The 19,849-nt window shown below is 72.7% G+C and carries 19 protein-coding genes; 7 read left to right on the top strand and 12 right to left on the bottom strand.

The genetic code is table 11. The features are described 5' to 3' along the window. Window positions 1–34: 34 nt before the first annotated feature. The 5 genes from ABTZ99_RS35185 to ABTZ99_RS35165 all read right to left on the bottom strand — a co-directional run bounded on the left by ABTZ99_RS35185 (window position 35) and on the right by ABTZ99_RS35165 (window position 5,876). Window positions 35–1,489 carry a serine hydrolase gene (locus tag ABTZ99_RS35185; protein WP_499617593.1) on the bottom strand — a complete coding sequence of 485 codons (1,455 nt, stop codon included), beginning with the start codon at window positions 1,487–1,489 and terminating at the stop codon, window positions 35–37. An 85-nt stretch (window positions 1,490–1,574) separates the two neighbouring features. Then, complete coding sequence (locus tag ABTZ99_RS35180) at window positions 1,575–3,191, bottom strand: sulfatase-like hydrolase/transferase (protein ID WP_499617591.1); 1,617 nt, start codon at window positions 3,189–3,191, stop codon at window positions 1,575–1,577. Then, on the bottom strand, window positions 3,188–3,856 hold the full coding sequence (locus ABTZ99_RS35175; RefSeq protein WP_499617589.1) for a DUF2306 domain-containing protein: 669 nt from the start codon (window positions 3,854–3,856) through the stop codon (window positions 3,188–3,190). The genes ABTZ99_RS35180 and ABTZ99_RS35175 overlap by 4 nt, the downstream gene beginning before the upstream one ends. A gap of 221 nt (window positions 3,857–4,077) precedes the next feature. Then, entirely contained in the window at window positions 4,078–4,746 is a 669-nt protein-coding gene (locus tag ABTZ99_RS35170; protein WP_498786732.1) for a response regulator, read from the bottom strand. Next, window positions 4,743–5,876 (bottom strand): sensor histidine kinase, encoded by a 1,134-nt coding sequence (locus ABTZ99_RS35165; RefSeq protein WP_499617587.1) that lies wholly within the window; start codon window positions 5,874–5,876, stop codon window positions 4,743–4,745. The genes ABTZ99_RS35170 and ABTZ99_RS35165 overlap by 4 nt, the downstream gene beginning before the upstream one ends. 74 nt (window positions 5,877–5,950) lie before the next feature. Between ABTZ99_RS35165 and ABTZ99_RS35160 the strand changes: the two genes are divergently transcribed. Then, window positions 5,951–6,622: a RibD family protein gene (locus ABTZ99_RS35160; protein ID WP_498786730.1), complete on the top strand. Its 672-nt coding sequence runs from the start codon at window positions 5,951–5,953 to the stop codon at window positions 6,620–6,622. Here the strand turns inward: ABTZ99_RS35160 and ABTZ99_RS35155 are convergent. Beyond that, window positions 6,604–6,990 carry a DoxX family protein gene (locus ABTZ99_RS35155; protein WP_498786729.1) on the bottom strand — a complete coding sequence of 129 codons (387 nt, stop codon included), beginning with the start codon at window positions 6,988–6,990 and terminating at the stop codon, window positions 6,604–6,606. The genes ABTZ99_RS35160 and ABTZ99_RS35155 overlap by 19 nt on opposite strands. Continuing rightward, on the bottom strand, window positions 6,983–7,714 hold the full coding sequence (locus tag ABTZ99_RS35150; protein ID WP_498786728.1) for a CDP-alcohol phosphatidyltransferase family protein: 732 nt from the start codon (window positions 7,712–7,714) through the stop codon (window positions 6,983–6,985). The genes ABTZ99_RS35155 and ABTZ99_RS35150 overlap by 8 nt, the downstream gene beginning before the upstream one ends. A 44-nt stretch (window positions 7,715–7,758) precedes the next feature. Between ABTZ99_RS35150 and ABTZ99_RS35145 the strand changes: the two genes are divergently transcribed. Next, the gene (locus tag ABTZ99_RS35145; RefSeq protein WP_499617584.1) at window positions 7,759–8,727 is read left to right on the top strand and encodes a zinc-dependent alcohol dehydrogenase; all 969 of its coding nucleotides are present in this window, start codon (window positions 7,759–7,761) and stop codon (window positions 8,725–8,727) included. Further along, window positions 8,714–9,397, top strand: coding sequence for a creatininase family protein (locus ABTZ99_RS35140; protein WP_498786726.1), 684 nt, complete (start codon window positions 8,714–8,716; stop codon window positions 9,395–9,397). Before ABTZ99_RS35145 ends, ABTZ99_RS35140 begins: the two co-directional genes overlap by 14 nt. On the opposite strand, the gene ABTZ99_RS35135 is transcribed toward ABTZ99_RS35140, so the two are convergent. From ABTZ99_RS35135 to ABTZ99_RS35120, 4 genes are read right to left on the bottom strand one after another with little or no spacing between them, the layout of a single operon-like run. Continuing rightward, a complete protein-coding gene (locus ABTZ99_RS35135; protein WP_499617582.1) occupies window positions 9,326–10,387 on the bottom strand; it encodes a lysylphosphatidylglycerol synthase transmembrane domain-containing protein in 1,062 nt (353 codons plus the stop codon). The genes ABTZ99_RS35140 and ABTZ99_RS35135 overlap by 72 nt on opposite strands. Beyond that, window positions 10,384–11,205 carry a class I SAM-dependent methyltransferase gene (locus tag ABTZ99_RS35130; protein WP_499617580.1) on the bottom strand — a complete coding sequence of 274 codons (822 nt, stop codon included), beginning with the start codon at window positions 11,203–11,205 and terminating at the stop codon, window positions 10,384–10,386. Before ABTZ99_RS35130 ends, ABTZ99_RS35135 begins: the two co-directional genes overlap by 4 nt. Next, the gene (locus ABTZ99_RS35125) at window positions 11,202–12,209 is read right to left on the bottom strand and encodes a glycosyltransferase family 4 protein (protein WP_499617578.1); all 1,008 of its coding nucleotides are present in this window, start codon (window positions 12,207–12,209) and stop codon (window positions 11,202–11,204) included. The genes ABTZ99_RS35130 and ABTZ99_RS35125 overlap by 4 nt, the downstream gene beginning before the upstream one ends. Then, on the bottom strand, window positions 12,206–12,604 hold the full coding sequence (locus tag ABTZ99_RS35120) for a 6-pyruvoyl trahydropterin synthase family protein (protein ID WP_498786737.1): 399 nt from the start codon (window positions 12,602–12,604) through the stop codon (window positions 12,206–12,208). Before ABTZ99_RS35120 ends, ABTZ99_RS35125 begins: the two co-directional genes overlap by 4 nt. A 95-nt stretch (window positions 12,605–12,699) precedes the next feature. On the opposite strand from ABTZ99_RS35120, the gene ABTZ99_RS35115 reads away from it, so the two are divergent. Both ABTZ99_RS35115 and ABTZ99_RS35110 read left to right on the top strand, forming a co-directional pair. Then, the gene (locus tag ABTZ99_RS35115) at window positions 12,700–13,344 is read left to right on the top strand and encodes a GTP cyclohydrolase II (RefSeq protein WP_498786722.1); all 645 of its coding nucleotides are present in this window, start codon (window positions 12,700–12,702) and stop codon (window positions 13,342–13,344) included. Between the two features lie 205 nt (window positions 13,345–13,549). Continuing rightward, complete coding sequence (locus tag ABTZ99_RS35110) at window positions 13,550–14,146, top strand: MmpS family transport accessory protein (protein WP_498786721.1); 597 nt, start codon at window positions 13,550–13,552, stop codon at window positions 14,144–14,146. Window positions 14,147–14,295: 149 nt separating this feature from the next. On the opposite strand, the gene ABTZ99_RS35105 is transcribed toward ABTZ99_RS35110, so the two are convergent. Next, window positions 14,296–16,041, bottom strand: coding sequence for an AfsR/SARP family transcriptional regulator (locus ABTZ99_RS35105; protein ID WP_499617595.1), 1,746 nt, complete (start codon window positions 16,039–16,041; stop codon window positions 14,296–14,298). A 623-nt stretch (window positions 16,042–16,664) separates the two neighbouring features. On the opposite strand from ABTZ99_RS35105, the gene ABTZ99_RS35100 reads away from it, so the two are divergent. Both ABTZ99_RS35100 and ABTZ99_RS35095 read left to right on the top strand, forming a co-directional pair. Then, complete coding sequence (locus ABTZ99_RS35100) at window positions 16,665–17,390, top strand: ABC transporter ATP-binding protein (RefSeq protein WP_498786437.1); 726 nt, start codon at window positions 16,665–16,667, stop codon at window positions 17,388–17,390. Further along, window positions 17,387–19,849: an ABC transporter permease gene (locus ABTZ99_RS35095; protein WP_499617575.1), complete on the top strand. Its 2,463-nt coding sequence runs from the start codon at window positions 17,387–17,389 to the stop codon at window positions 19,847–19,849. Before ABTZ99_RS35100 ends, ABTZ99_RS35095 begins: the two co-directional genes overlap by 4 nt.

Genomic DNA, 19,849 nt, shown 5'->3' with positions numbered 1-19,849 from the left:
CCGGCGGCGTTGCGCCGGGTGATCGCCCACGCGGCTAACCCTGGCGCACGTTCCAGTGGGGCAGCGGCGCGATCGCCGTCATGATGTCGTCGACGGCGGCGCCCAGCTTGGCGTACTTCTCGGTGTAGAGCACCGGGAAGACGCCGGGCCGGTTGGCGGGGCGGTAGGTGTCGACGTAGTCGGTGCCCAGGTTGCTGAACGCGACCACGATGTAGTTGCGCCGCGTGTTGCCGGGCAGGGACTTCACGATGCCCGCGTCGCTGCCGGTCGTGTCGACCCAGCCGGTCTTGTGGCCGAACGTCACCTCGGCGACCGCGTCGCACGGCCGGACGTCGCTGTCGTACACGGCGTCGCCGACCTTCATCGTGCCGTCGGGCTGGACCCAGCGCGGCGGGGTCAGCTGCGCGATGCCCTGCACCGGGTAGTCGCGCCCGCAGTGGTTCGTGGTGGACAGCATCTCGTTGTGGCCCTGGTTGCCCAGCGACTTGATGAACTGCACGCGGGACGCCTCGGTGAGCTCGTTGCGCGTGACGAGCCTGCCCGCGTCGGTCGTCCACAGCACGCCGGAGCCGCCGTTGACCAGCAGGAGCAGCTTCGCGGTGTCGATGCTGCTCATGTTCGACCCGATCCAGCGGCCGCCGTTCTCCGGGTTGGTGCCGGTGACCATCAGCGTCGGCATGCCGAGCTCGACGAACGTGCGGTTGACCTCGTCCCACGCGCCGAGGTCGTGGATCATCTTGATCAACGCGCAGGTGGACTCGTTCTGCGACTTGGTGATCATCTCGTCGAAGTGCTGCCGGATCACCTTGCTGGACGCGGCGCCGCACACCGGGTGCTGCGTCACCGGCCGGTAGTCGTAGACCGCGTCGAGGTCGACCCGGCCCCGGTCGGCCAGCCGGAGCACGCCGAAGCCGACCATGAGCTTGAGCACCGACGCCGGGTACGGCGAGGAGAAGTCGATGGGCGCGTTCTCCCGCCCCGCGAGCACGTCACGGGTACCCCGGCCGCCGTTGACGTCCCACTCGGTGTCGTCCCACCAGCGGTAGCGCACCTTGTCGGCGGAGATCGTCCGCTCGTTGAGCGGCACCACGATCCCGTTCGGGTACTGCGGGCTGAGCAGGACGTCGGCCATCGCGATCGGGCGGCCGAGGCGGTCGAGCTCGATCACCGCGAGGTCCATGTTCGGCGTCTGGTGCAGCGGCCGGGCCGCGGCGGCGTCGAGCCGGGCCGTCGACGCCTCCTCGGCCGACAGCGGGTCGTACTTCTCCGGCGCCCCCGCCTTCGACGACGCCGCCGCCTGCTCGGGCGGGGTCAGGTCGAGCACGTCCTTGAAGTCCTGCGCGACCACGGCCTGCCGCAGCGACTCGGCCAGCAGGGCGTTGACGTCACCGCCCGCGGTCGCGGTCGTCGCCGTGGCCAATGCGCTGACCAGCACCGTCGCCGCCGTGAAGGCGGTGGCGGTGAGCAGTCTGCGTCGGAAGGATCTCATCGCACTCCCCCGTGAAGTCATCCATCTGCGCCGCCGACGGTAGTGCATTCGCCGCCGGCGCCGATCGGACATCCACCGGAAGCGGCTAGCGGAACGCGGTCAGGAATTGGTCGCGAAAGGTGTCCATGGGGCGCACGGGCGCTTGAGGACCGGGGTCCAGGCCGTCGGTCCAACCCCAGGCGTCGGTGCGGGCGAGCACGGCCCGGTCGCGGGTCACGACGGTGATCGGCACGTCCCGACCCGCGTCCGGGCCGGTGACGAACGGCGCGGGCTGGTGGTCGCCGAGGAAGACGAGCACGAGGTCGTCGTCGCCGTAGGTCTCGACGTAGGACACCAGGGTGTTGATCGAGTACTCGACCGTGCGCGAGTAGTCGGACCGCACGAGCGCCGGGTCGCGACCGAACATGTCCTCCGCGGGGGCCTCGCCGGAGGTCATGGAGTGGAACACCGAGCCGTCGCCGACGTTGTGCCAGCCGACCGGCGTCGGCGCGGGCGACCACGGCGCGTGGCTGGACAGCAGGGGGATCGCCGCCATCACGGGCGCGTGCTCGTCGGCGCGCTCGAACTGCTGGAACTTCGACATCGTGAACTCGTCGGGCGCGGTGGCGTAGCCGAAGCGCGGGCCGCGGTAGTCGAGGTCGTCGAACGCGTAGATCCGGTCGTAGTCGAAGAACCCGCCTTCCGGCCACGCCTTCGTGATGCCCGGCATGACGCCGACCGAACGCCAGCCCGCGCGCCGGAACGCGCCGCCGAGCGTGAGCCGGTCGCTCGCCAGGAGCGTGCGGTAGCGCTGCTGGTTGTCGATCCACAGCCCGGACAGCAGGGTGGCCTGGGCGAGCCAGCTGCCGCCGCCCGCGGTCGGCGAGGTGAGATAGGCGCTGCGGGAGGCGTACCCGGCGTCGGAGAGTCGGCGTGCGCCCGAGTCGAGCACCGGGGTGACGTGCGGCGCGATGTCCGGGTGCTCGACGGCGGAACGCCCGTAGCTCTCGACGAACGCCACGACGACGTCCTTGCCGCGCAACGAGGTCAGCATCTCCCCGGCCGCCGTGGCGGCGAACGGGTCCACCGCCGACTCCGCGGCGAACCGGCCGCGGTCGCGCAGTCCGGCGTGCACCCGCCGTGCCTGGTCGTAGACGAACTCCGCCGTGCTGTGGGACGCGACCGGGCCGACGGGTGCGGGTTGGAGGCCGGCGAGCGTGATCCACACGACGGTGAGGACGGCGACGACGCGGGCGGCGGCGATCCGGTGGCGGACCACGACTCCGCTCAGCCGCACCGCGGACCGTGCCGCCAGGAACACCACCCCCGCCGCCAGGAGGACGGCGAGGACGACGACCGCCACCGCCGCGAACCGCCCCGCCGTGACGTCCACGTAGTCCACCGCGGGCTCCAGCAGCGGCCAGTCGAGCACCAGGTCGAACGGCCGGTGCAGCACCGCGTCGAACCCAACGTCCAGCGCCTTCAGCACGAGGAGCAGGCCGAGCAGGGCCCCGCCCACCGGCGCCGCGACGCGTCGCGCCCGTTCCGGCAGCACCAGCACCAGCACCACGCCGAGCAGCGCCTCCACCGGGAGGCGGAGGAACGCGGCCGGTGCCAGCGAGTCGGCGTCGCCGGGCATCAGCAGCGCGAGCAGGACGAGCGCGGCGGCCGAGGCGGTGACCGCCGTGCGGCGACCGCGGCGGTCCGCGGTGTCCTCGGTCATGCGGTCCTCTCTGCTCTCCTTGCCCGGTACAACGCGCGCCGACCCCTGGCCGGTTCACCGATGAGCCGTTCCGCCACGACGATGTTGATCGCCCAGCCGAGGCCCAGCAGCAGCGTCCTGGTCAAGCCGGTGGCCGGGCCGACGAGCAGGACCCAGGCGATGGTGACGAGCGCCTGCGTGCCCGCGCCCTGGGCGATCGCGTAGGCGCGGATCATCCACGCGCGGTGCCGGACGACGTCCCGCCGCAGGATCGCCCGGAGGCCGAGGACCAGGGCCAGGACCGTGGCGGAGCCCGTCACCAGCCGGAAGGCGGCGAGGAGGTGGCCGTCCCCTTCGGGGAAGGGGTAGAACAACGTCATCCACAGGCCGGTGAGGGCCATCAGCAGGCCGGCCGGGACGAGCACCCGGCCGAGGGCGCGGTGCCCGGCCCGGTGCCGGCGGCGGAACCCCGGCGCGAACTGGAAGGCGCCCCCTAGGCAGTACAGGACGGCACCGACGATGTGCAGCACCACCGGCGCCGGCGCGGCGAAGAACCGCGCGTTCTCCGGGGTGACCTCGCCGCCGGCCAGGTCGGTGAGGCGCAGCGCGCCGCCGGCCATCGGGATGAGCGTGAGCGCGATCAAGGCGGTGGGCACGAGCCAGTCGGCCCTGCGGGAGGAGGTCACGGCGGAGGCCCTTCGTCGGTCCGGTCGCCCGGTCTCGGTGTGATCCGAGTCTGGTGACGGGCGACGTGGCGGACATCGGGAGAAGGGCCGGAGCCGGGCAGTACTCCCGGGCAGGTGCGACTAGTACTTTCGGCCGGCGGCGCGGGGGCGTGGCGGCGGGTTCGCTCCGGCAGGCGGGTTCGGTCGGGCAGGTCGGTCGGGTCAGGCCGGGCCGGGTCGGGTCAGGTCGACCGGGGGCGGCCGGTGAGGCGGTTCGTCTCGTAGGCCCACATGGCGATCTCGACCCGGTTGCGGGCGGCCAGCTTGGTCATCAGGCTCGCGATGTGCGTCTTGACCGTGCTCAGGGTGATGTGCAGCTCGTCGGCGATCTCGCGGTTCGTCCGCCCGCGTGCCACGGTGAGCAGGACCTGCTCCTCGCGGTCCGTGAGCGGTTCCAGGGGTTGGGCGGGCGCGACCGGTTCGACGGCGGCGAAGGTCTTGAGCAGCCGGGCGGTGATGCTCGGCGCGATCAGCGCGTCGCCCTCGGCGGCGGCGTGGACGGCCTGGGCGAGCAGCGCGGGACCGGCGTCCTTGAGCAGGAAGCCGACGGCGCCCGCCCGGAGCGCGGCGAAGACGTACTCGTCGAGGTCGAACGTGGTGATGACGACGACGGCGAGCGGGTCGGCCACGTCCGGTCCGGCCAGCAGCCGGGTGGCCTCGATCCCGTCGAGACCGGGCATGCGGATGTCGAACAGGCACACGTCCGGGCGCAGGCGTCGGGCGAGTTCCACGGCCCGTCGCCCGTCGGCCGCCGCGCCGACGACCTCGATGCCCGGTTGGGCGTCGAGGATCATCGCGAGCCCGGTGCGGACGATCTCCTGGTCGTCGGCCACGACCACGCGGACGGTCACGCGCCCGTTCCCGTCCGGGGCACGGTGGCGGTCACGGTCCAGCCCCGGTCGCGGTCGGGACCGGCGGTGCAGGTGCCGCCGAGCAGGTCGACGCGCTCGGCCATGCCGATGAGCCCGTACCCCGGCTCGGCGGAGGCGCCGGCGGAGGCGTCGCCGTCGTCGCTCACGCGCAGCCGCACCGACGTGTCGTCGGCGTCGACGCGCACCTCGATGCGGGTGGCGTGCCGGGCGTGCCGCCGCGCGTTGGTGACCGCTTCCTGGGCCAGGCGGTAGACCGCGGCGTCGACCGACGGGTGGACGCCGTCCAGGTCGCCCGCGAGCCCGACCTCGACCGACGGGCCGGTGCGGGACGACGTCGCGAGCTGCCCGAGGTCGGCGATGCGCGGGCTGGGCGCCAGGTCGACGGGTTCGTCGCGCCGCAGGACGCGGACCATCGCGCGCATCTCGGCGAGGGCGCGCGAGGCCTCGGCCTCGATCAGGCGCAGCGCGTCGGTCGCGGCGTCCGGCTGCGTCACGGCGGTCGCGAGGCCCGCCTGGGCGCGGATCGCGATCGCCGACACGTGGTGGGCGACCGTGTCGTGCAGGTCGCGGGCCAGCCGTTCCCGTTCCACCAGCTTGACCTGGTCGAGTTCACGCGCCCGCAGGCGGCCCCGGTAGCGCGTGGCGACGCCGAGGGCGGTCGCCGTGAACATCACGGTGAGCCCGCCGATCGCGTCCAAGAGAGCGAGGTGGCGCAGCGCTATGGACACGCACACGCCGCCGAGCACGATGGCCAGGCCGACGACGGCCTCGCGCCCGGAACCCCACCTGACCACCGAGTACACCAGGATCAGCACGAACGCCGTCGTGTAGGGCTCGACGCGCTCGCCGGTGAGGAGCGGGACCAGGCCCGTGGCGGCCATGGCGATGACGAGCACCAGCAGCGGTCGGGTCCGGCGCCACAGCAGGGTGGGCACCAGTCCGATCACCACGACGGCCCACAGGCCGCGCCACGGCAGGTCCGTCCGCAGGGCCATCTCCAGCGCCGCCGCCGGCACGAGCGCGCCCACGAGCGCCCAGTCACGCCACACCCGCCGCGGCGGGTGGAGAGGGCGGGGTTCAGCCCACGTCGAGCGGAGGACGGCGTGCACGGGCCGATCGTACGAGAGCGAGGCGCGCGCCGGATCGGCCTGAAGTACGAGACGACGTCGGTACGGTGGGGCGCGTGACCCGTCCGTACGTCCTGCTCAGCGTGGCCGTCAGCGTGGACGGCTACATCGACGACCGCAGCGCGCAACGGTTCCCGCTGTCCAACGCCGAGGACTTCGACCACGTGGACCAGGTGCGCGCGGAGTCCGGCGCGATCATGGTCGGCGCGGCCACGATCCGCTGCGACAACCCGCGCCTGCTGGTCAACGGCGCGCACCGCCGGGCAGCCCGGGTGGCCAGGGGACGTCCCGAGCACCCGATGAAGGTGACCGTGACCGGCAGCGGCGACCTCGACCCGGCGCTCAAGTTCTGGCACCACGGCGGCGACAAGCTCGTCTACACCGCCGATTCCGGCCGCGACCGGGCCGTCGAGGCCGTGGGCGACCTGGCGGAGGTCGTGTCGCTGGGACCGGAGGTCGACTTCGGGGCGTTGCTGGACGACCTCGGCGCACGCGGCGTCGACCGGCTCATGGTGGAGGGCGGCGCCACCATCCACACCGCGTTCCTGTCCGCCGGGCTGGCCGACGAGATCCGGATGGCGGTCGCGCCGATGCTGATCGGGCAGGCCGCCGCACCGCGGTTCGTCAACCCGGCCGAGTTCCCCGGCGGCCCGGCGCGCCGCTTCCACCTGGCGGACGTGGACAAGCTCGGCGACGTCGCCGTGCTGCGCTACTTCCCGAAGGCCTGAAGGACGGTGGCACGGCGGCCGAGCGCCACCACGGCCGCCAGCCCGAGCAGCACGGCGGGCAGCACCGCGCCGTCGGGGTCGCCCAGGATGACCAGCTCCGTGGCGACCGCGCCGGCCATCACGCCGACCAGGCCCGCCGCGGCGAGCCCGCACAGCCTCGGCACCAGCAGGCCGAGCGCGCCGGCGAGCTCCAGCACCCCGGTCACGTACCGCAGCCACTGGCCGAAGCCGATCTTGTCGAACTTGCCGACGAAGTCGTCGCCGAGCAGCGACACACCGCTGTAGGCGAAGTACGCGGCCAGCAGCACCTGCAACGCCCAGAGGGCGATGTTCGCGACGCTGATCTTCGTTCGGGCTGCGTCAGCCATGGCTGACTCCTTCCACCGATGCGGGGGCATTGCGCCACAACCAGGCGATGTCACGGCCGAACGACCAGACGAGCGAGGCCAGCGCGAGTCCGACGAGGACGTCCGGGTATGGCAGCTGGCCGGACGCGGCCACGACCAGCGCGATCCCCTGCACGGCCGCCACGACCTTGCGCGCGTAGCTCGGCGGCAGCGGGTCCCGCAGCCAGGCCAGGCCCCAGGACGCCACGACGAACGCGTACCGCAGCGCGCCGATCACCATGACCCACGGCCCCAGGGTGAGCGCCACGTGCACGCTCAGCACCAGGATCAGGAACGCGTCGACCTCCATGTCGAACCGCGCGCCCATCGCCGACGCCGTGCCCGTGCGCCGCGCCACCTGCCCGTCCACGAAGTCCAGCGCCAGCGCGACGGCGGCGACCGCGACCAGCAGCGCCGGGTGGTGCCCGCCGTCGGCCACCAGCGCCGTGACGCCACCCACCAGCAGCCCCCTGGCCACCGTGACCCGGTCGGCCGGCCCCAGCGCCCCGCGCGACGACCGCTGCACCGCGCCGCTGAGCAACGCCTGGTTCGCCACCGCGTACGCGAGGCCCGCGAGCCACCCGAGCACGCCCAACCCGACCGTGCCCTCCAGCACGCCGAGCAGGACCACCTGGCCGCCCGCCCAGGCGACCGGCTCGGTGCTGGGCTGCCCCTGCCGGGCCGCGCTGTGGTGAAGTGTCGTCATCGTGCCCCTCGTGGCGGTGGCCCCGTTGTCCGGAGGTTGTACAGATGACACGCTCTGCGAGGGCACTCTGGTTCACCTCGTCGGGAAAAACCGAGATCCGGGACGTGTCGCTGCCCGAGCCCGGACCCGACGACGTGCTGGTGCGCACGCTGTACTCGGGGATCAGCCGGGGCACGGAGAGCCTGGTCCTGCGCGGTGGCGTGCCGGCGAGCCAGCACGACGTGATGCGGGCGCCGTTCCAGGAGGGCGAGTTCCCGTGGCCGGTGAAGTACGGCTACCTCAACGTCGGCGTGGTGGAACGGGGACCGCTGCTCGGCCGCACGGTGTTCTGCCTCTATCCACACCAGACGCACTACGTGGTGCCCGCCGACGCCGTGACGCCCGTGCCCGACCCGGTGCCCGCCGCGCGTGCGGTGCTGGCCGGGACGGTGGAGACGGCGGTGAACGCGCTGTGGGACGCCCGGCCGTTGATCGGCGACCGGATCGCGGTCGTCGGCGGCGGGATGGTGGGGTGCGCCGTGGCCGCCGTGCTGGCCCGGTTCCCGGGCGTGCGGCTGCAACTGGTGGACGCCGACCCGGACCGCGCGTCGGTGGCCGCTGCGCTGGGGGTCGACTTCGCGTCGCCCGAAGAGGCGTCGGGGCACTGCGACCTGGTCGTGCACGCGAGCGCGTCCGAGGAGGGGCTGGCCCGGTCGTTGGCGCTGCTCGCGCCGGAAGGGCAGGTGGTGGAGCTGAGCTGGTACGGCGACCGGCGGGTGTCGGTGCCGCTCGGCGAGTTCTTCCACTCGCGCCGGCTGCGGGTGCGCGGCAGCCAGGTCGGCGTGGTGGCGCGGCCGGACCGCACGTACGCCGAGCGGATGGCGCTGGCGCTGGACCTGCTCGCCGATCCCGCGTTCGACGCGCTGATCAGCGGTGAGAGCCGGTTCGACGACCTGCCGTCCGTGCTGGCGGGTGGCGCTTTGCCGCCCCTGTGCCACCGCGTTGACTACCGTGCCGGGCATGTACCTGCCTGACACCACCGAAGACGTGCGTGCGCGTGCGGCGACCGTGGCGGTGCTGCCGGTCGGCAGCCACGAGCAGCACGGCCCGTACCTGCCGCTGGCCACGGACACGGTGGTCGCCTGCACGATCGCGCGGGCGATCGCCGACGCGCACCCGGTGCAGCTGCTGCCGCCGATCACGATCTCGTGCTCGCAGGAGCACGCGGCGTGGCCGGGCACGGTGAGCATCTCGGCGCGGACGCTGTACGCGGTGGTGCGTGACGTGGCGGAGTCGTTGCGGCGCTCGGGCGTGCCGAACCTGGTGCTGGTCAGCGGGCACGGCGGGAACTACGTGCTGTCGAACGTGGTGCAGGAGTCGGAGGGGATGGCGTTGTTCCCCGGCAGCGGCGACTGGGCCGCGGCACGCGACGCCGCCGGGGTCGAGACGTCGTCGCGCAGCGACATGCACGCGGGTGAGCTGGAGACGTCCATCCTCCTGCACGCCCACCCGGAACTGGTGAGACCCGGGTACGAGACGAGCGACCACCTGGCCGACGACCGGCCGCACATGCTCACGCTGGGGCTCGCGCCGTACACGTCGTCGGGGGTGATCGGGCGGCCGTCGCTGGCCTCAGCCGACAAGGGCCGGGACGTGCTCGCGGCGCTGGTCGAGTCGTTCGGGGCGTACCTGTCGGTGTTCTGAGCCTGGTATCCCCGACCGGGGTATCAGGGCGAGGATGCCGGGGAGGCTGCCGATCAGCGCGAGCACGCCGTAGACGACGCCGGTCGTGACACCTTGCGCGGCGCCGAGCCCGGCCACCCCGAACGCCACCGCCAGGAACGCCTCCCGCGGGCCGAAGCCGCCGACGTTCAGCGGGATGGCCATGACCAGCAGGGCGAGCACGATCAGCGGGAGGAGGCGGGTGGTCGGTGCCGAGGCGCCGGCGGCCCTGGCCGCCACCGCGAACAGCGCCACGTGCCCGGCCAACGTCACCGCCGAGAGCAGGGCGACCTTGGGCAGGACCGCGCGGTTCAGCAGGCCGGTGCGGGCGTCGGCCCAGGTGGTCCGTGCTGCTCGGCGGACTCTCGCCGAGAGGCCGGCGAGGGTGACGAGGGCGAGGGCGGTCAGCAGGCCGAGGACCGGTACGTCGACGGGAAGGGATTCGGTGAGCAGGACGGTGACGCCGAGGACGACCAGCACGGCCTGTCCGGCGGCGCGCTCGAACACGACCGCCCGGACGCCGCGCCCGACGTCGCCTGCCCGCCGCCCGTGGCTCACGGCCCGGTGGACGTCGCCGAGGACGCCGGCGGGGAGGACGGCGTTGAGGAAGAGGCCGCGGTAGTAGTCGGACACGGCGGTGCGGAGGGTGAGCGGCAGGCCGAGGCGGCGGGCGATGAGACACCACCGCCAGGCGCTGGTCACGGTGGTCAGCAGCCCGATGCCCAACGCCGCCGCGACCGCCCCGCCGTCGACCGCGCGCAGGCCGTCCAGGAACGCGTCGGCGCCGAGCCGGCGGCCCAGGGCCACCAGGATGGCGACCGCGATCAGGAGCCGCAGCCAGGGCCACAGCCGCTTCACCACGGGCCGGGCAAGTGCGTTGGGCAGGGCGAGCGAAGGCCGGGCAAGTGGGTTGGGTCGGGCAAGTGCGTTGGGCCCGGTGAGCGCGTTGGGCGGCTCGACCGTCCCGGTCATCGAGGCACCGCCAAGGGATCCGTGCGGTCCACCACCGCGGATCGAGGCACCGCCAAGAGGTCCGTGTGGTGCACCACCACGCGTCGGCTGTGGTCGAGCTTGCGCCGCAGGTAGTCGGGCGCGTCGGCGGCCAGCCCCGGTTCCTGCTCCACCGCCGCCCCCACCCACCCGCGCAGCCACTCCCCCGCCAGCGCGGCCTGCTCCGGCCCCAGCCGCCACGGGCTCGGGCTCGTCGTCACCTCCGCGCCCCGCCGTTCGAACGCCTCCACCGTGACGGCGACGGCATCCGGCCCCAGCAGCCGACGCCCGTCGACCACCCGCCGCTGGTGCGCGTTGAACGCCGCTTCGAAGTCCCCGTCCAGCGACTCGGCCGGCTCGAACTCCACCCGACCCGCCACCGACAGCGTGAACAGCGCCGGGCACCCCGCCTCCACGCACGCGCCGGCCAGGGCGTCCACCTCCTCGGCGGTCAGCAGGTCCAGCAGCGCCGACGCGGTGACCAGCGACGTCCCGGCGACGTCCGCACCGGTCAGCCCGGTCAGGTCGCCCTCGTGCGTCTCGATCGTCACCCCGCTCACGGTCGCCGCCGCGATGCTGAGCAGCCGGGGGTCGCGGTCGTGCAGCACCCAGTGCTGCGGACCACCCAACCGGCCGGCGAGCCACCGTCCCAACGATCCCGTTCCACACCCGAGATCACGCACCACGAGGGGGTCCCGGTTCAGATCGATCTTCAGGAGCCGGTCGACCAGGTCCACCGCGCGGGCCTCCGCGTCGGCCTTCTCGCGCAGTGACAGCCATTCCGGTGCGAAGGTGCTCATGGCCGCAGACTAGCCAGCACCTCGGCCAGCCGAGCGGCCGTTTCGTCCCATGTGGACAGCTCACGCCGACGTGCCGCCGCACGACCGCGCAGGTCGCGCCGCCAGTCCTCATCGGTCAGCCACCGCCGCAGGGCTTCGGAGAACGCCGCCACGTCACCCGCCGGCAGCAGCACGCCCCCGGAGCCGAGCGCGTCCGGCACGGAGCTGGCCACCACCGGCAGACCCCGGGCCAACGCCTCGGTCACCACCATCCCGTAGGTCTCGGCCAACGACGCCAGCACGAACAGGTCCGCCGTCGCGTACGCGTCGTCGAGCGCCGCACCGCTGAGAGGACCGCGCAGTTCGACCCGCGAAGCCAGCCCGTGCCGGTCGACCAGCTCGCGCACCGGCGACCGCTCCGGCCCGACGAACGCGCAGGTCCACGGCAGATCGGCCACCGAAGCCAGCGCGCGCACCAGCACCTCGTGCCCCTTGCGGGGAGTGAGCGAGGCGACGCAGAGCAACCGGGACACGCCGTCGGTGCCGGCGGCCAGTGGCGCGGGGTCCGTGCCGGGCACGACGACGTGGACCCGGGCCAACCCGTGGTGCGACGTGAGCCGCCGCGCCGCCGACGGGCTGGTGGCCACGACGGCGTGCGCGGCCCGGAGGACCTCCCGCTCGGCGGTGTCGAGCCGGGCGGCCAGGGCCGGCGGCAGGCCCGTCTCGTCGGCCAGCGGCAGGTGCACCAGGACCACCAGCCGCAACCGGTCGGCGTGCGGCACGACGACCTCCGGCACACCGCACGCCACCAGCCCGTCGAGCACGACGACCGAGCCGTCCCCGATCCCGCTCAACGCCTGGCTCAACGCCGAGCGGGCGGCCGTTCCGGGCTGAGGCCACGAGCCGGGCACCACGATCTCGCGCACCGAGGGGAGGCTGTCGAGCACCCGCCGGTCGTAGACGTTGCCGCCGCTCGGTGACGCCGGGTCGTCCACGCCGCCGGGCAGGACGAAGTGGACCGTCACAGCGGGCGTTCGTAGCTCGCCCACGCGACGTGCGACTCGTGCAGCGAGACCTCGATGCCGGACAGCCCCCGCGCGCCCTCGCCGAGCGAACCGGCGTGCACGGCCTCCGCCAGCTCGTCCGCGATGTGCTTGGCCAGGAACTCGGTCGACGTGTTGACCCCGGCGAACTCCGGCACGTCGTCCAGGTTGCGGTAGTTGAGCTCACCGAGGACGGCGCGCAGCCGCTCCGTCGCGAGTCCGATGTCGACCACGATGTTGTCGGCGTCGAGCTCTTCCCGCTTGAACCTCGCGTCCACCACGAACGTCGCCCCGTGCAGCCGTTGGGCGGGACCGAAGACCTCGCCGCGGAAGCTGTGGGCGACCATCACGTGATCACGAACGGTGATGCTGAACAGGGTGACCTCCGCCGAGTGAGCGAGCTACGGTGCAAGTACCGGTCGAGCGTAGTGATCTCCTCGCCGGTGTCGGGTTCGGGTGACGAGGGAGCCGGATGCGCGAAGAAGCCTTCAACGACGAGGACCTGGCGGAGTCGGACCTGGTCACGCGACGCGGCACGTTCCGCGCGGTGGCGTTCCGGGTCGACGGGCACGAGCACATGGCGCTCGTCTACGGCCGCACGGCGCTGCGCGAGAACGTGCTGGTGCGCGTGCACTCCGAGTGCATGACCGGCGACCTCTTCGGCGCGATGCGCTGCGAGTGCGGCGACCAGCTCGACGCGGCGCTGGACCGGATCGTGGCCGAGGGCAGCGGCATCCTGATCTACCTGCGCGGTCACGAGGGGCGCGGCATCGGCCTGGTGGCGAAGGTGCGCACGCACGTGCTGCAGGACGAGCAGGGCCTGGACACGCTCGACTCGGCGACCACGCTCGGGCTCCCCGTCGACGTCCGGGACTACTCACCGGCCGCGCGCGTGCTGAAGCACCTGCGCGTCACGTCCGTGCGGTTGATGTCGAACAACCCGGACAAGATCGAGTCGTTGGAGGCCAACGGCATCGAGGTCGCGGACCGCGTGCCGCACCTGATGCGGCCCAACCCGCACAACATCGGCTACCTGACCGCGAAGCGCGACCGGCTGGGCCACGACCTGCCGCAGGTGGACCAGCCGGCGGGCTACGAATATCCCACGGCCCGGTAACCCGGGACCTCCTGAACTGTGCACGGTGTGTGTGCGGGGCGTGTGGTGACGCGTGCGAGGCTATGCGACGCCGACGCCCCGTGCGTCATTTACCCGCCGTTCCCCAAAACGGAGGACGGTGCCGCGACGCGCATTTCCGGTGAGCCGCGGCTCGCTCGGCGCACACATTCCGCAATTCAGGCAATTCAGGAAGAGAAAAGAACTCATGAGCCAGCAGACCTCCTATCCGCCAGTGCCGCCGCCGATCCCCCAGCCGCCTCGCAACGGCTTGGGCACGGCGGGGTTCGTCCTCGGCCTGGTGGGTCTGGTGTTCTCGCCCATCCCGTTCATCGGCGTGGTCGCCTGGCCGCTCGTGATCCTGGGTCTCATCTTCTCGGCCGTCGGACTGGCCAGGGTGAACAAGGGACGTGCCACCAACAAGGGCCTGTCCATCACCGGCATCGCGGTGTCGGTGATCGGCCTGGCGGTCTGCATCGTGTGGGTGTTCGTGTTCAACTCCGCGGTCAACGAGATCCAGGAGGAGGTCAACCGGGTCGCCAAGGTCGACTACGAGGTCACCGGTGACGCGGCGAACGTGGAGATCCTCTACGGCGAGGTGCTCGACCCGAAGACCGAGACGGCCGCGACCCTGCCGTGGACCACGCAGACGGAGAACCAGGGCGTTTACAAGGGCGGCACGCTCACGGCGACGGCGGACGAGAACGGCGGCACGGTGAGCTGCAAGATCACGGTCGACGGCGAGGTCGTGTCGACGAACACGGCGACCGGTCCGTTCGCCACGGCGTCGTGCATGGGCACCTGATCGTGGTGACGCGCACGTCGTGAGGTGATGTGGAGCGAGGTGACGTGATCGAGGGCCCGGTGGGATGTTCTCCGCCGGGCCCTCGGTCTTGGTCGGACGATCGTGTGGCGGGCTTGCTGGTCAGGCAACCGTGTGGTGGTGCCCACGAGTCAGAGGATCGCGTTGCGGTCCTCGCGGTCGGCCTGCTCCACGCCGTACACCCGCACGAGTTCGGGCAGCCGGTAGAGGGGCTGGCCGCCGGCGTTCAGGCCACCAGGTGTGAGCAGGCTCGACCGCACCAGCTCCTCGACCACCCCGTCGGCGTCCGGCACGCCCAGCACGGCGGCGACCACGCTCTCGGCGACGTCCACGGGCCCGAGCAGCGCCAGTCGGCGGAGTCCGGCGCGGGCCGGCGGCGCCAAGGCCGCGTAGCTGCTCGCGACCGCCGGCCGCACCTGGAGACCGCCGACGGCCAGCTCGTCCAAGCGGCCGCGTTCGTCGGCCAACCGGTCGGCGAGCGACCGCACGCTCAGGTGCCGCCGGGCGGCCAGGCGGGTCGCGGCGATCCGCACGGCCAGCGGCACGCCGCCGCACAGCGCCACTACTTCGTCGGCGGCGGCACGTTCCAGTTCGACGCGTTCACGGCCCGCGATCCGACCCAGCAGCGCGCGAGCCTCGTCCACGCCGAACGGCGGGACGGCCAGCGACGTCGAGCCGGCCAGGCCGTCCAGCCTGCCGCGGCCGGTGACGAGCACGGCGCAGCCTGCGGTTCCGGGCAGCAGGGCGCGGACCTGGGCGGCGGACGCGGCGTCGTCCAGCACGACCAGCACCCGCCGGTCGGCGAGGCACGCGCGGACGGCCCCCGCCCGGTCCTCCAGGTCCTCCGGGATCGGCGCGCCGTTGCGCCACAACGCCCGCAGCAGGCTGCCCAGCACGTCACGGGCCTGCTTGGGGTTCGGCGTCGTGCCCGCGAGGTCCGCGAACAGCTGTCCGTCCGGGAACTCGGCCCGCAGCCGGTGCGCCACCCTGATCGCCAACGCGGTCTTGCCGACGCCCGGCTCGCCGGTGAGCACGACGACCGGCACGGAGGCGGCGTTCGCCCGCAGCGCCGCGACGACCTGCTCCAGCTCACCGCCGCGGCCGGCGAAGTCGGCGGTGTCCGGGGGGAGCTGGCACAGCGGGAACGCGGGCTCGACCGGCTCGGCGGCCGGCTCCGGCACGTCGCCGCGGAGGATCTCCTGGTGCAGCCGCCGCAGCGCCGGGCTCGGCTCCAGGCCGAGCGCGTCGACCATCGCGTCACGGGCCGTCCGGTACACGGCCAGCGCGTCGGCCTGCCTGCCGGCGCCGCACAAGGCGATCATGAGCTGGCGGCACAGCCGCTCCCGCGTCGGGTGCTCGGCCACCGCCGCCTCCAGCTCGCCGACCACCTCGACGTGGCGCCCGGCGGCGAGTTCGGCTTCGAACCGGTCCTCGACGACGAGCAGCCGCGTGGTCTCGCCGTGCGAGATCTCCGGTTCCAGCGCCGAGACGTCGAGGTCGGCCACGGGGCGGTCCCGCCACAGCGCCAGCGCGCTGCGGTAGAGGTCGGCGGCGAGGGCGTGCTCGCCACGGCGTGCGGCGAGCCGTGCGGCGTCGACCTTCGCCCGGAACACGAGCAGGTCGAGGTCGCCCGGCCCGACGCGTAAGAGGTACTGGCCGTCGACGTGGTCGATCCGCAGACCGGGCAGCCGTTCGCGCAGCCGTGACACGTAGGTGTGCAGGTTGGAGAGATACGACTTGGGCGGGTCGCCGTCCCATATCGCGTCAACGAGGTGGTTGACGGAAACCGGTTTGCCCGCGTGCATCAGCAGAACAGCGAGAAGGGTCCGCAGACGTCGGCCACGAATCTGTACGTGCGCACCATCCGATCCGGACACGGTAAGCGGCCCGAGCACTCCGAACTTCACCGAGCCACTGTAGGAGAAAAGCTGTCACAAAGTAACCGCGCCAACAATGTAGTTGGGATTATTTCACCTTATCGCGAGTTCACCTCGCGGATCTGGGCAGTGGATCTGGGTGGTGTATCTGGGTGGTGGATCTGGGTGGTGGGTGGTGGGTGGTGTCGGAAATCACGGAAGTGGTTTGCGGGTGAGGAAAAGCTTGTCCTCGCCGGACGGGCAGATCAGCAGGATGACGGCGGGGTGGGTGGGTACGCGCCGGGTCCGTTGTTGGTCGGGTTTCGTGTCATCCCACCGACCTCCCTACGGGCTACCACACGTATCAAGGGGGCAGGCATCGGTGGAGGGATGGGTATTGGTGAACGGCCCCCTTGACACGCGCGGTAGGGCGGAGCCAGGTCGGCGGGATGACACGAAGCCCTTCTGTTGGGGGAAGGACATGCCAGTGGACGGGGTGAGGGGTGGGCAGGGGGCGGCGAGGGGTGGGTAGGGCGGCGAGGGGTGGGTAGGGCGGTGGGGGTGGTGGAGGTAGGGGTGGCCATACCTTGCGGGTCCGTGGCTGCACGGTGGGGTTGGGGGTGTGGTGGCGGAAGAGTGGCGGCATGGTTCTGGTGCGGGATGTTGTGTCGTTGACCGAGGTGACGAAGGTGTACTCGGGGCGGGTTCGGGCGCTTGATCGGGTTTCCGTCGGGTTCGGGCGGGGGTCGTTCACTGCGGTGATGGGGCCGTCCGGGTCGGGGAAGTCGACGTTGCTGCACTGCGCGGCCGGGTTGGACCTGCCTGACAGTGGGCGCGTGGTGCTGGCGGGGCAGGAGGTCGGGGTGTTGCGGGAGCCCGAGTTGACCTCCGTTCGTCGGCGGCACGTCGGGTTCGTGTTCCAGGCGTTCAACCTGGTGGACGCGTTGTCGGTGTGGGACAACGTGTTGCTGCCGCAGAGGTTCGCGGGGAGGCGGCCGGACAAGGCGTGGGCGCGGGAGGTGTTGGAGAGGGTCGGGCTCGGTGGGCGCGAGAAGTCCCGGCCCGGGGAGTTGTCGGGTGGGCAGCAGCAGCGGGTGGCGTTGGCGCGGGCGTTGGCGGGGCGGCCCGAGGTGATCTTCGGTGATGAGCCGACGGGGGCGTTGGACCTCGCGACCGGGCGGGAGGTGCTGGGGTTGTTGCGGGGGTTCGTCGACTCCTCCGCGGCGACGGTGGTGATGGTGACGCACGATCCGGCGGCGGCGGCGTGGGCGGATCGGGTGGTGTTCCTGGCGGACGGCAGGCTCGCGGGTGAGTTGGTCCGGCCGACGGCGGAGCGGGTTGCCGCTCGGATGACGGAGCTGACCCGATGATGCTGAAGCTGGCGGCGACGAGTGTGCGGCGGCGGGTCGGTGCGTTCGCCGGGACCTTCCTGACGGCGTTCCTGGCGGTGGCGTTGATCTCGGGCAGTGGGCTGTTGCTGTACTCGGTGTTGACGGCGGGGCCTGGTGGGGATCGGTTCGCCGGGGCTGACGTGGTGGTGGCGGCGGAGCGGTCGGTCGAGCTCACGACCGCGGTGGACAAGGGCGACGAGGTCAAGGTGAAGACCAAGACCGAGCGGCTGACGGGTGCGGCGGTGTTGTCCGACGAGGTGGTGGGGTTGGTCGCGGCTGCGCCTGGTGTGGGTGAGGTGGTGGCCGATGTGGCGTTCCCGGTGGCGCTGGACGTCGGGGGTGTCGCGGTGCGGGCGCCGGAGCGGGCGGCGGTGGTGGGGCACGGGTGGGTTTCGGCGGGGTTGACGCCGTACGTGTTGCGGGAGGGGTTTGCGCCTGCGGACGGCGAGGTGGTGGTGGGGTCGGAGTTGGGGTTGGTGGTGGGGCAGACCGTGCGGCTGACGACGCGGACGGGCGCGAGGGACGTGCGGGTGGCGGGTGTGGTGAGCGGTGGTGTGCCGGGGCAGGCGGCGGTGTTCGTCGCCGATGGGCAGGTTGGCGAGTGGTCCGGGTTGGGCGGGCCGACGGCGGTCGCGGTGCGGTTGGCCGAGGGGGCGCGGTTGGGCGATGTCGTTGCGGCGCTGGAGGAACTCGGGGTCGGGGTGCTCACCGGGGCGGACAAGGTGGAGGGCGACCTGCCGGGTGCGGTGCCGGATTACGTCGGGGCGATCTCGATCTTCGGGTTCGTGCTGGGGATCACGGGGTTCGCGGCGGTCTTCGTGTTGACGGGGACGGTGTCGTTGGCGGTGCGGCAGAGGTTGCGTGAGTTGGCGTTGTTGCGGACGGCTGGTGCGACGCCGCGTCAGTTGCGGAGGCTGTTGGGTGCGGAGATCGCGCTGGTGACGGTGGTGGCCACGGTGCCTGCGCTGCCGGTCGGCGTGGTGGTGGCGCAGGTGGTGGCGGGGCGGTTCCGCGAGCTGGGGGCGGTGCCGGCGCAGTTCGCGGTGGCGGTCGACGTGCTGGTGCTGGTCGCGGCGGCGGTGGTCGGGTTGGTGGTGACGCTGGGGTCCACGTCGGTGGCGGCGCGTCGGGCGGTGCGGATCTCGCCGACGCAGGCGTTGCGCGAGACGGTGACGGCCGGTGGTGGCAGTCGGGTGCCGCGGGTGGTGGCGGCGGTCGTGGCGGCGTCGGGTGCGGTGGCGGTGCTGGCCCTGGTGCCGTTGGGCGGCCCGTTGGGCATGGGGATGGGGTTCGTGTCCTGTGCGCTGCTGTTGTGCGCGGTGGCGGCGTTGGGGCCGGTGGTGGTCGGCGGGGTCACGGCGGTCGTGTCGCGGTTGGTGGGGTTGGGCGTGGTGGGGAGGGTGGCCGGTGCGATGACGCGGGTCGAGAGCCGGCGGGTGGTGGGGGTGGCGATTCCGCTGACGCTGATGTTCGCGATCAACGCGACCATGTTGTCGAACGGGGACGTCCTCGGTGTGGTGACGGCTGAGCAGGAGGCGGCGCGGACGGCGCCGGCGACGCTGACGGTGGCGGCGACGAACGCGCCCGGGTTGCCGTTGGCGACGGCGGAGCGGGTGGCGGCGCTGCCCGCGGTGACGGGGTCGGCCCTCGCGGTGGGCACGAGGGTGGTCGTCGACCAGGAGGGCAAGCCGGAGGACTACCCGGCGCAGGGGTTGCGGTTGGCCGGTGAGTCCGCGTTGGACCTGGGGGTGGTCGAGGGTGAGGTGAGGCTCTCGGCTGATTCGGTGGCGGTGAGCGGGCCGTTGGCCGAGCAGCGGGGGTGGCGGGTCGGTGATCGGCCTTCGTTCTGGCTGGCGGACGGCACGCGGGTGGCGTTGGTGGTGGTGGCGGTGTTCTCGAACTGGCGCGGGTTCGGCGATCTGGTGCTGGACGCGGGGCTGGTGGCGGCGCACGACCCGCGAGGGTTGGTCACCGCGGTCTACCTGCGTGGCGAGCCGGATCTGAGCGGGTTCCCGGTGGCGGCCGGTGCGGGTGGCGTCGCCGAGGTGCAGAACCAGCAGGCGGCGTGGGAGTTGATGGTGGCCGTGTCGTTGGGGTTCACGGCGATCGCGGTGGTCAACACGTTCGCCGTGGCCACCGGGGCGCGGCGGCGGGAGTTCGGCGAGCTGCGGTTGGCCGGCGCCACGGCGCGGCAGCTGCACCGGTTGCTCGACCGGGAGGCGTTGATCACGGTGGTGGTCGCGCTGGTGCTCGGCTGCGTGATCAGCGCGGTGGTGGTCGGCGCGTTCAGCGTGGCGCAGGACGGGCGGTGGCGGCTGTTCGCCGATCCCGTGCGGTACTTCGGGATGGTGGCGGGCGTCGGGTTGCTCGGGCTGGTGGCCGGTGCGGTGCCGGCACGTCTGGTGGTCCGGCTGCGCGCCCTGCCTCGGCTAGGTTGA

Origin of the sequence: Actinosynnema sp. NPDC002837 (genome assembly GCF_040295345.1) — a bacterium.
Taxonomy (GTDB): Bacteria; Actinomycetota; Actinomycetes; order Mycobacteriales; family Pseudonocardiaceae; genus Actinosynnema.
This window is presented reverse-complemented; position numbering and strand designations above follow the sequence as displayed.

Coding starts and splice junctions, on each gene's coding strand:
- ABTZ99_RS35145 (WP_499617584.1), top strand. CDS start 7,759: ATGACACGCTCTGCGAGGGCACTCTGGTTCACCTCGTCGGGAAAAACC.
- ABTZ99_RS35110 (WP_498786721.1), top strand. CDS start 13,550: ATGAGCCAGCAGACCTCCTATCCGCCAGTGCCGCCGCCGATCCCCCAG.
- ABTZ99_RS35130 (WP_499617580.1), bottom strand. CDS start 11,205: ATGAGCACCTTCGCACCGGAATGGCTGTCACTGCGCGAGAAGGCCGAC.
- ABTZ99_RS35095 (WP_499617575.1), top strand. CDS start 17,387: ATGATGCTGAAGCTGGCGGCGACGAGTGTGCGGCGGCGGGTCGGTGCG.
- ABTZ99_RS35185 (WP_499617593.1), bottom strand. CDS start 1,489: ATGAGATCCTTCCGACGCAGACTGCTCACCGCCACCGCCTTCACGGCG.
- ABTZ99_RS35155 (WP_498786729.1), bottom strand. CDS start 6,990: ATGGCTGACGCAGCCCGAACGAAGATCAGCGTCGCGAACATCGCCCTC.
- ABTZ99_RS35140 (WP_498786726.1), top strand. CDS start 8,714: ATGTACCTGCCTGACACCACCGAAGACGTGCGTGCGCGTGCGGCGACC.
- ABTZ99_RS35115 (WP_498786722.1), top strand. CDS start 12,700: ATGCGCGAAGAAGCCTTCAACGACGAGGACCTGGCGGAGTCGGACCTG.
- ABTZ99_RS35150 (WP_498786728.1), bottom strand. CDS start 7,714: ATGACGACACTTCACCACAGCGCGGCCCGGCAGGGGCAGCCCAGCACC.
- ABTZ99_RS35100 (WP_498786437.1), top strand. CDS start 16,665: ATGGTTCTGGTGCGGGATGTTGTGTCGTTGACCGAGGTGACGAAGGTG.
- ABTZ99_RS35180 (WP_499617591.1), bottom strand. CDS start 3,191: ATGACCGAGGACACCGCGGACCGCCGCGGTCGCCGCACGGCGGTCACC.
- ABTZ99_RS35135 (WP_499617582.1), bottom strand. CDS start 10,387: ATGACCGGGACGGTCGAGCCGCCCAACGCGCTCACCGGGCCCAACGCA.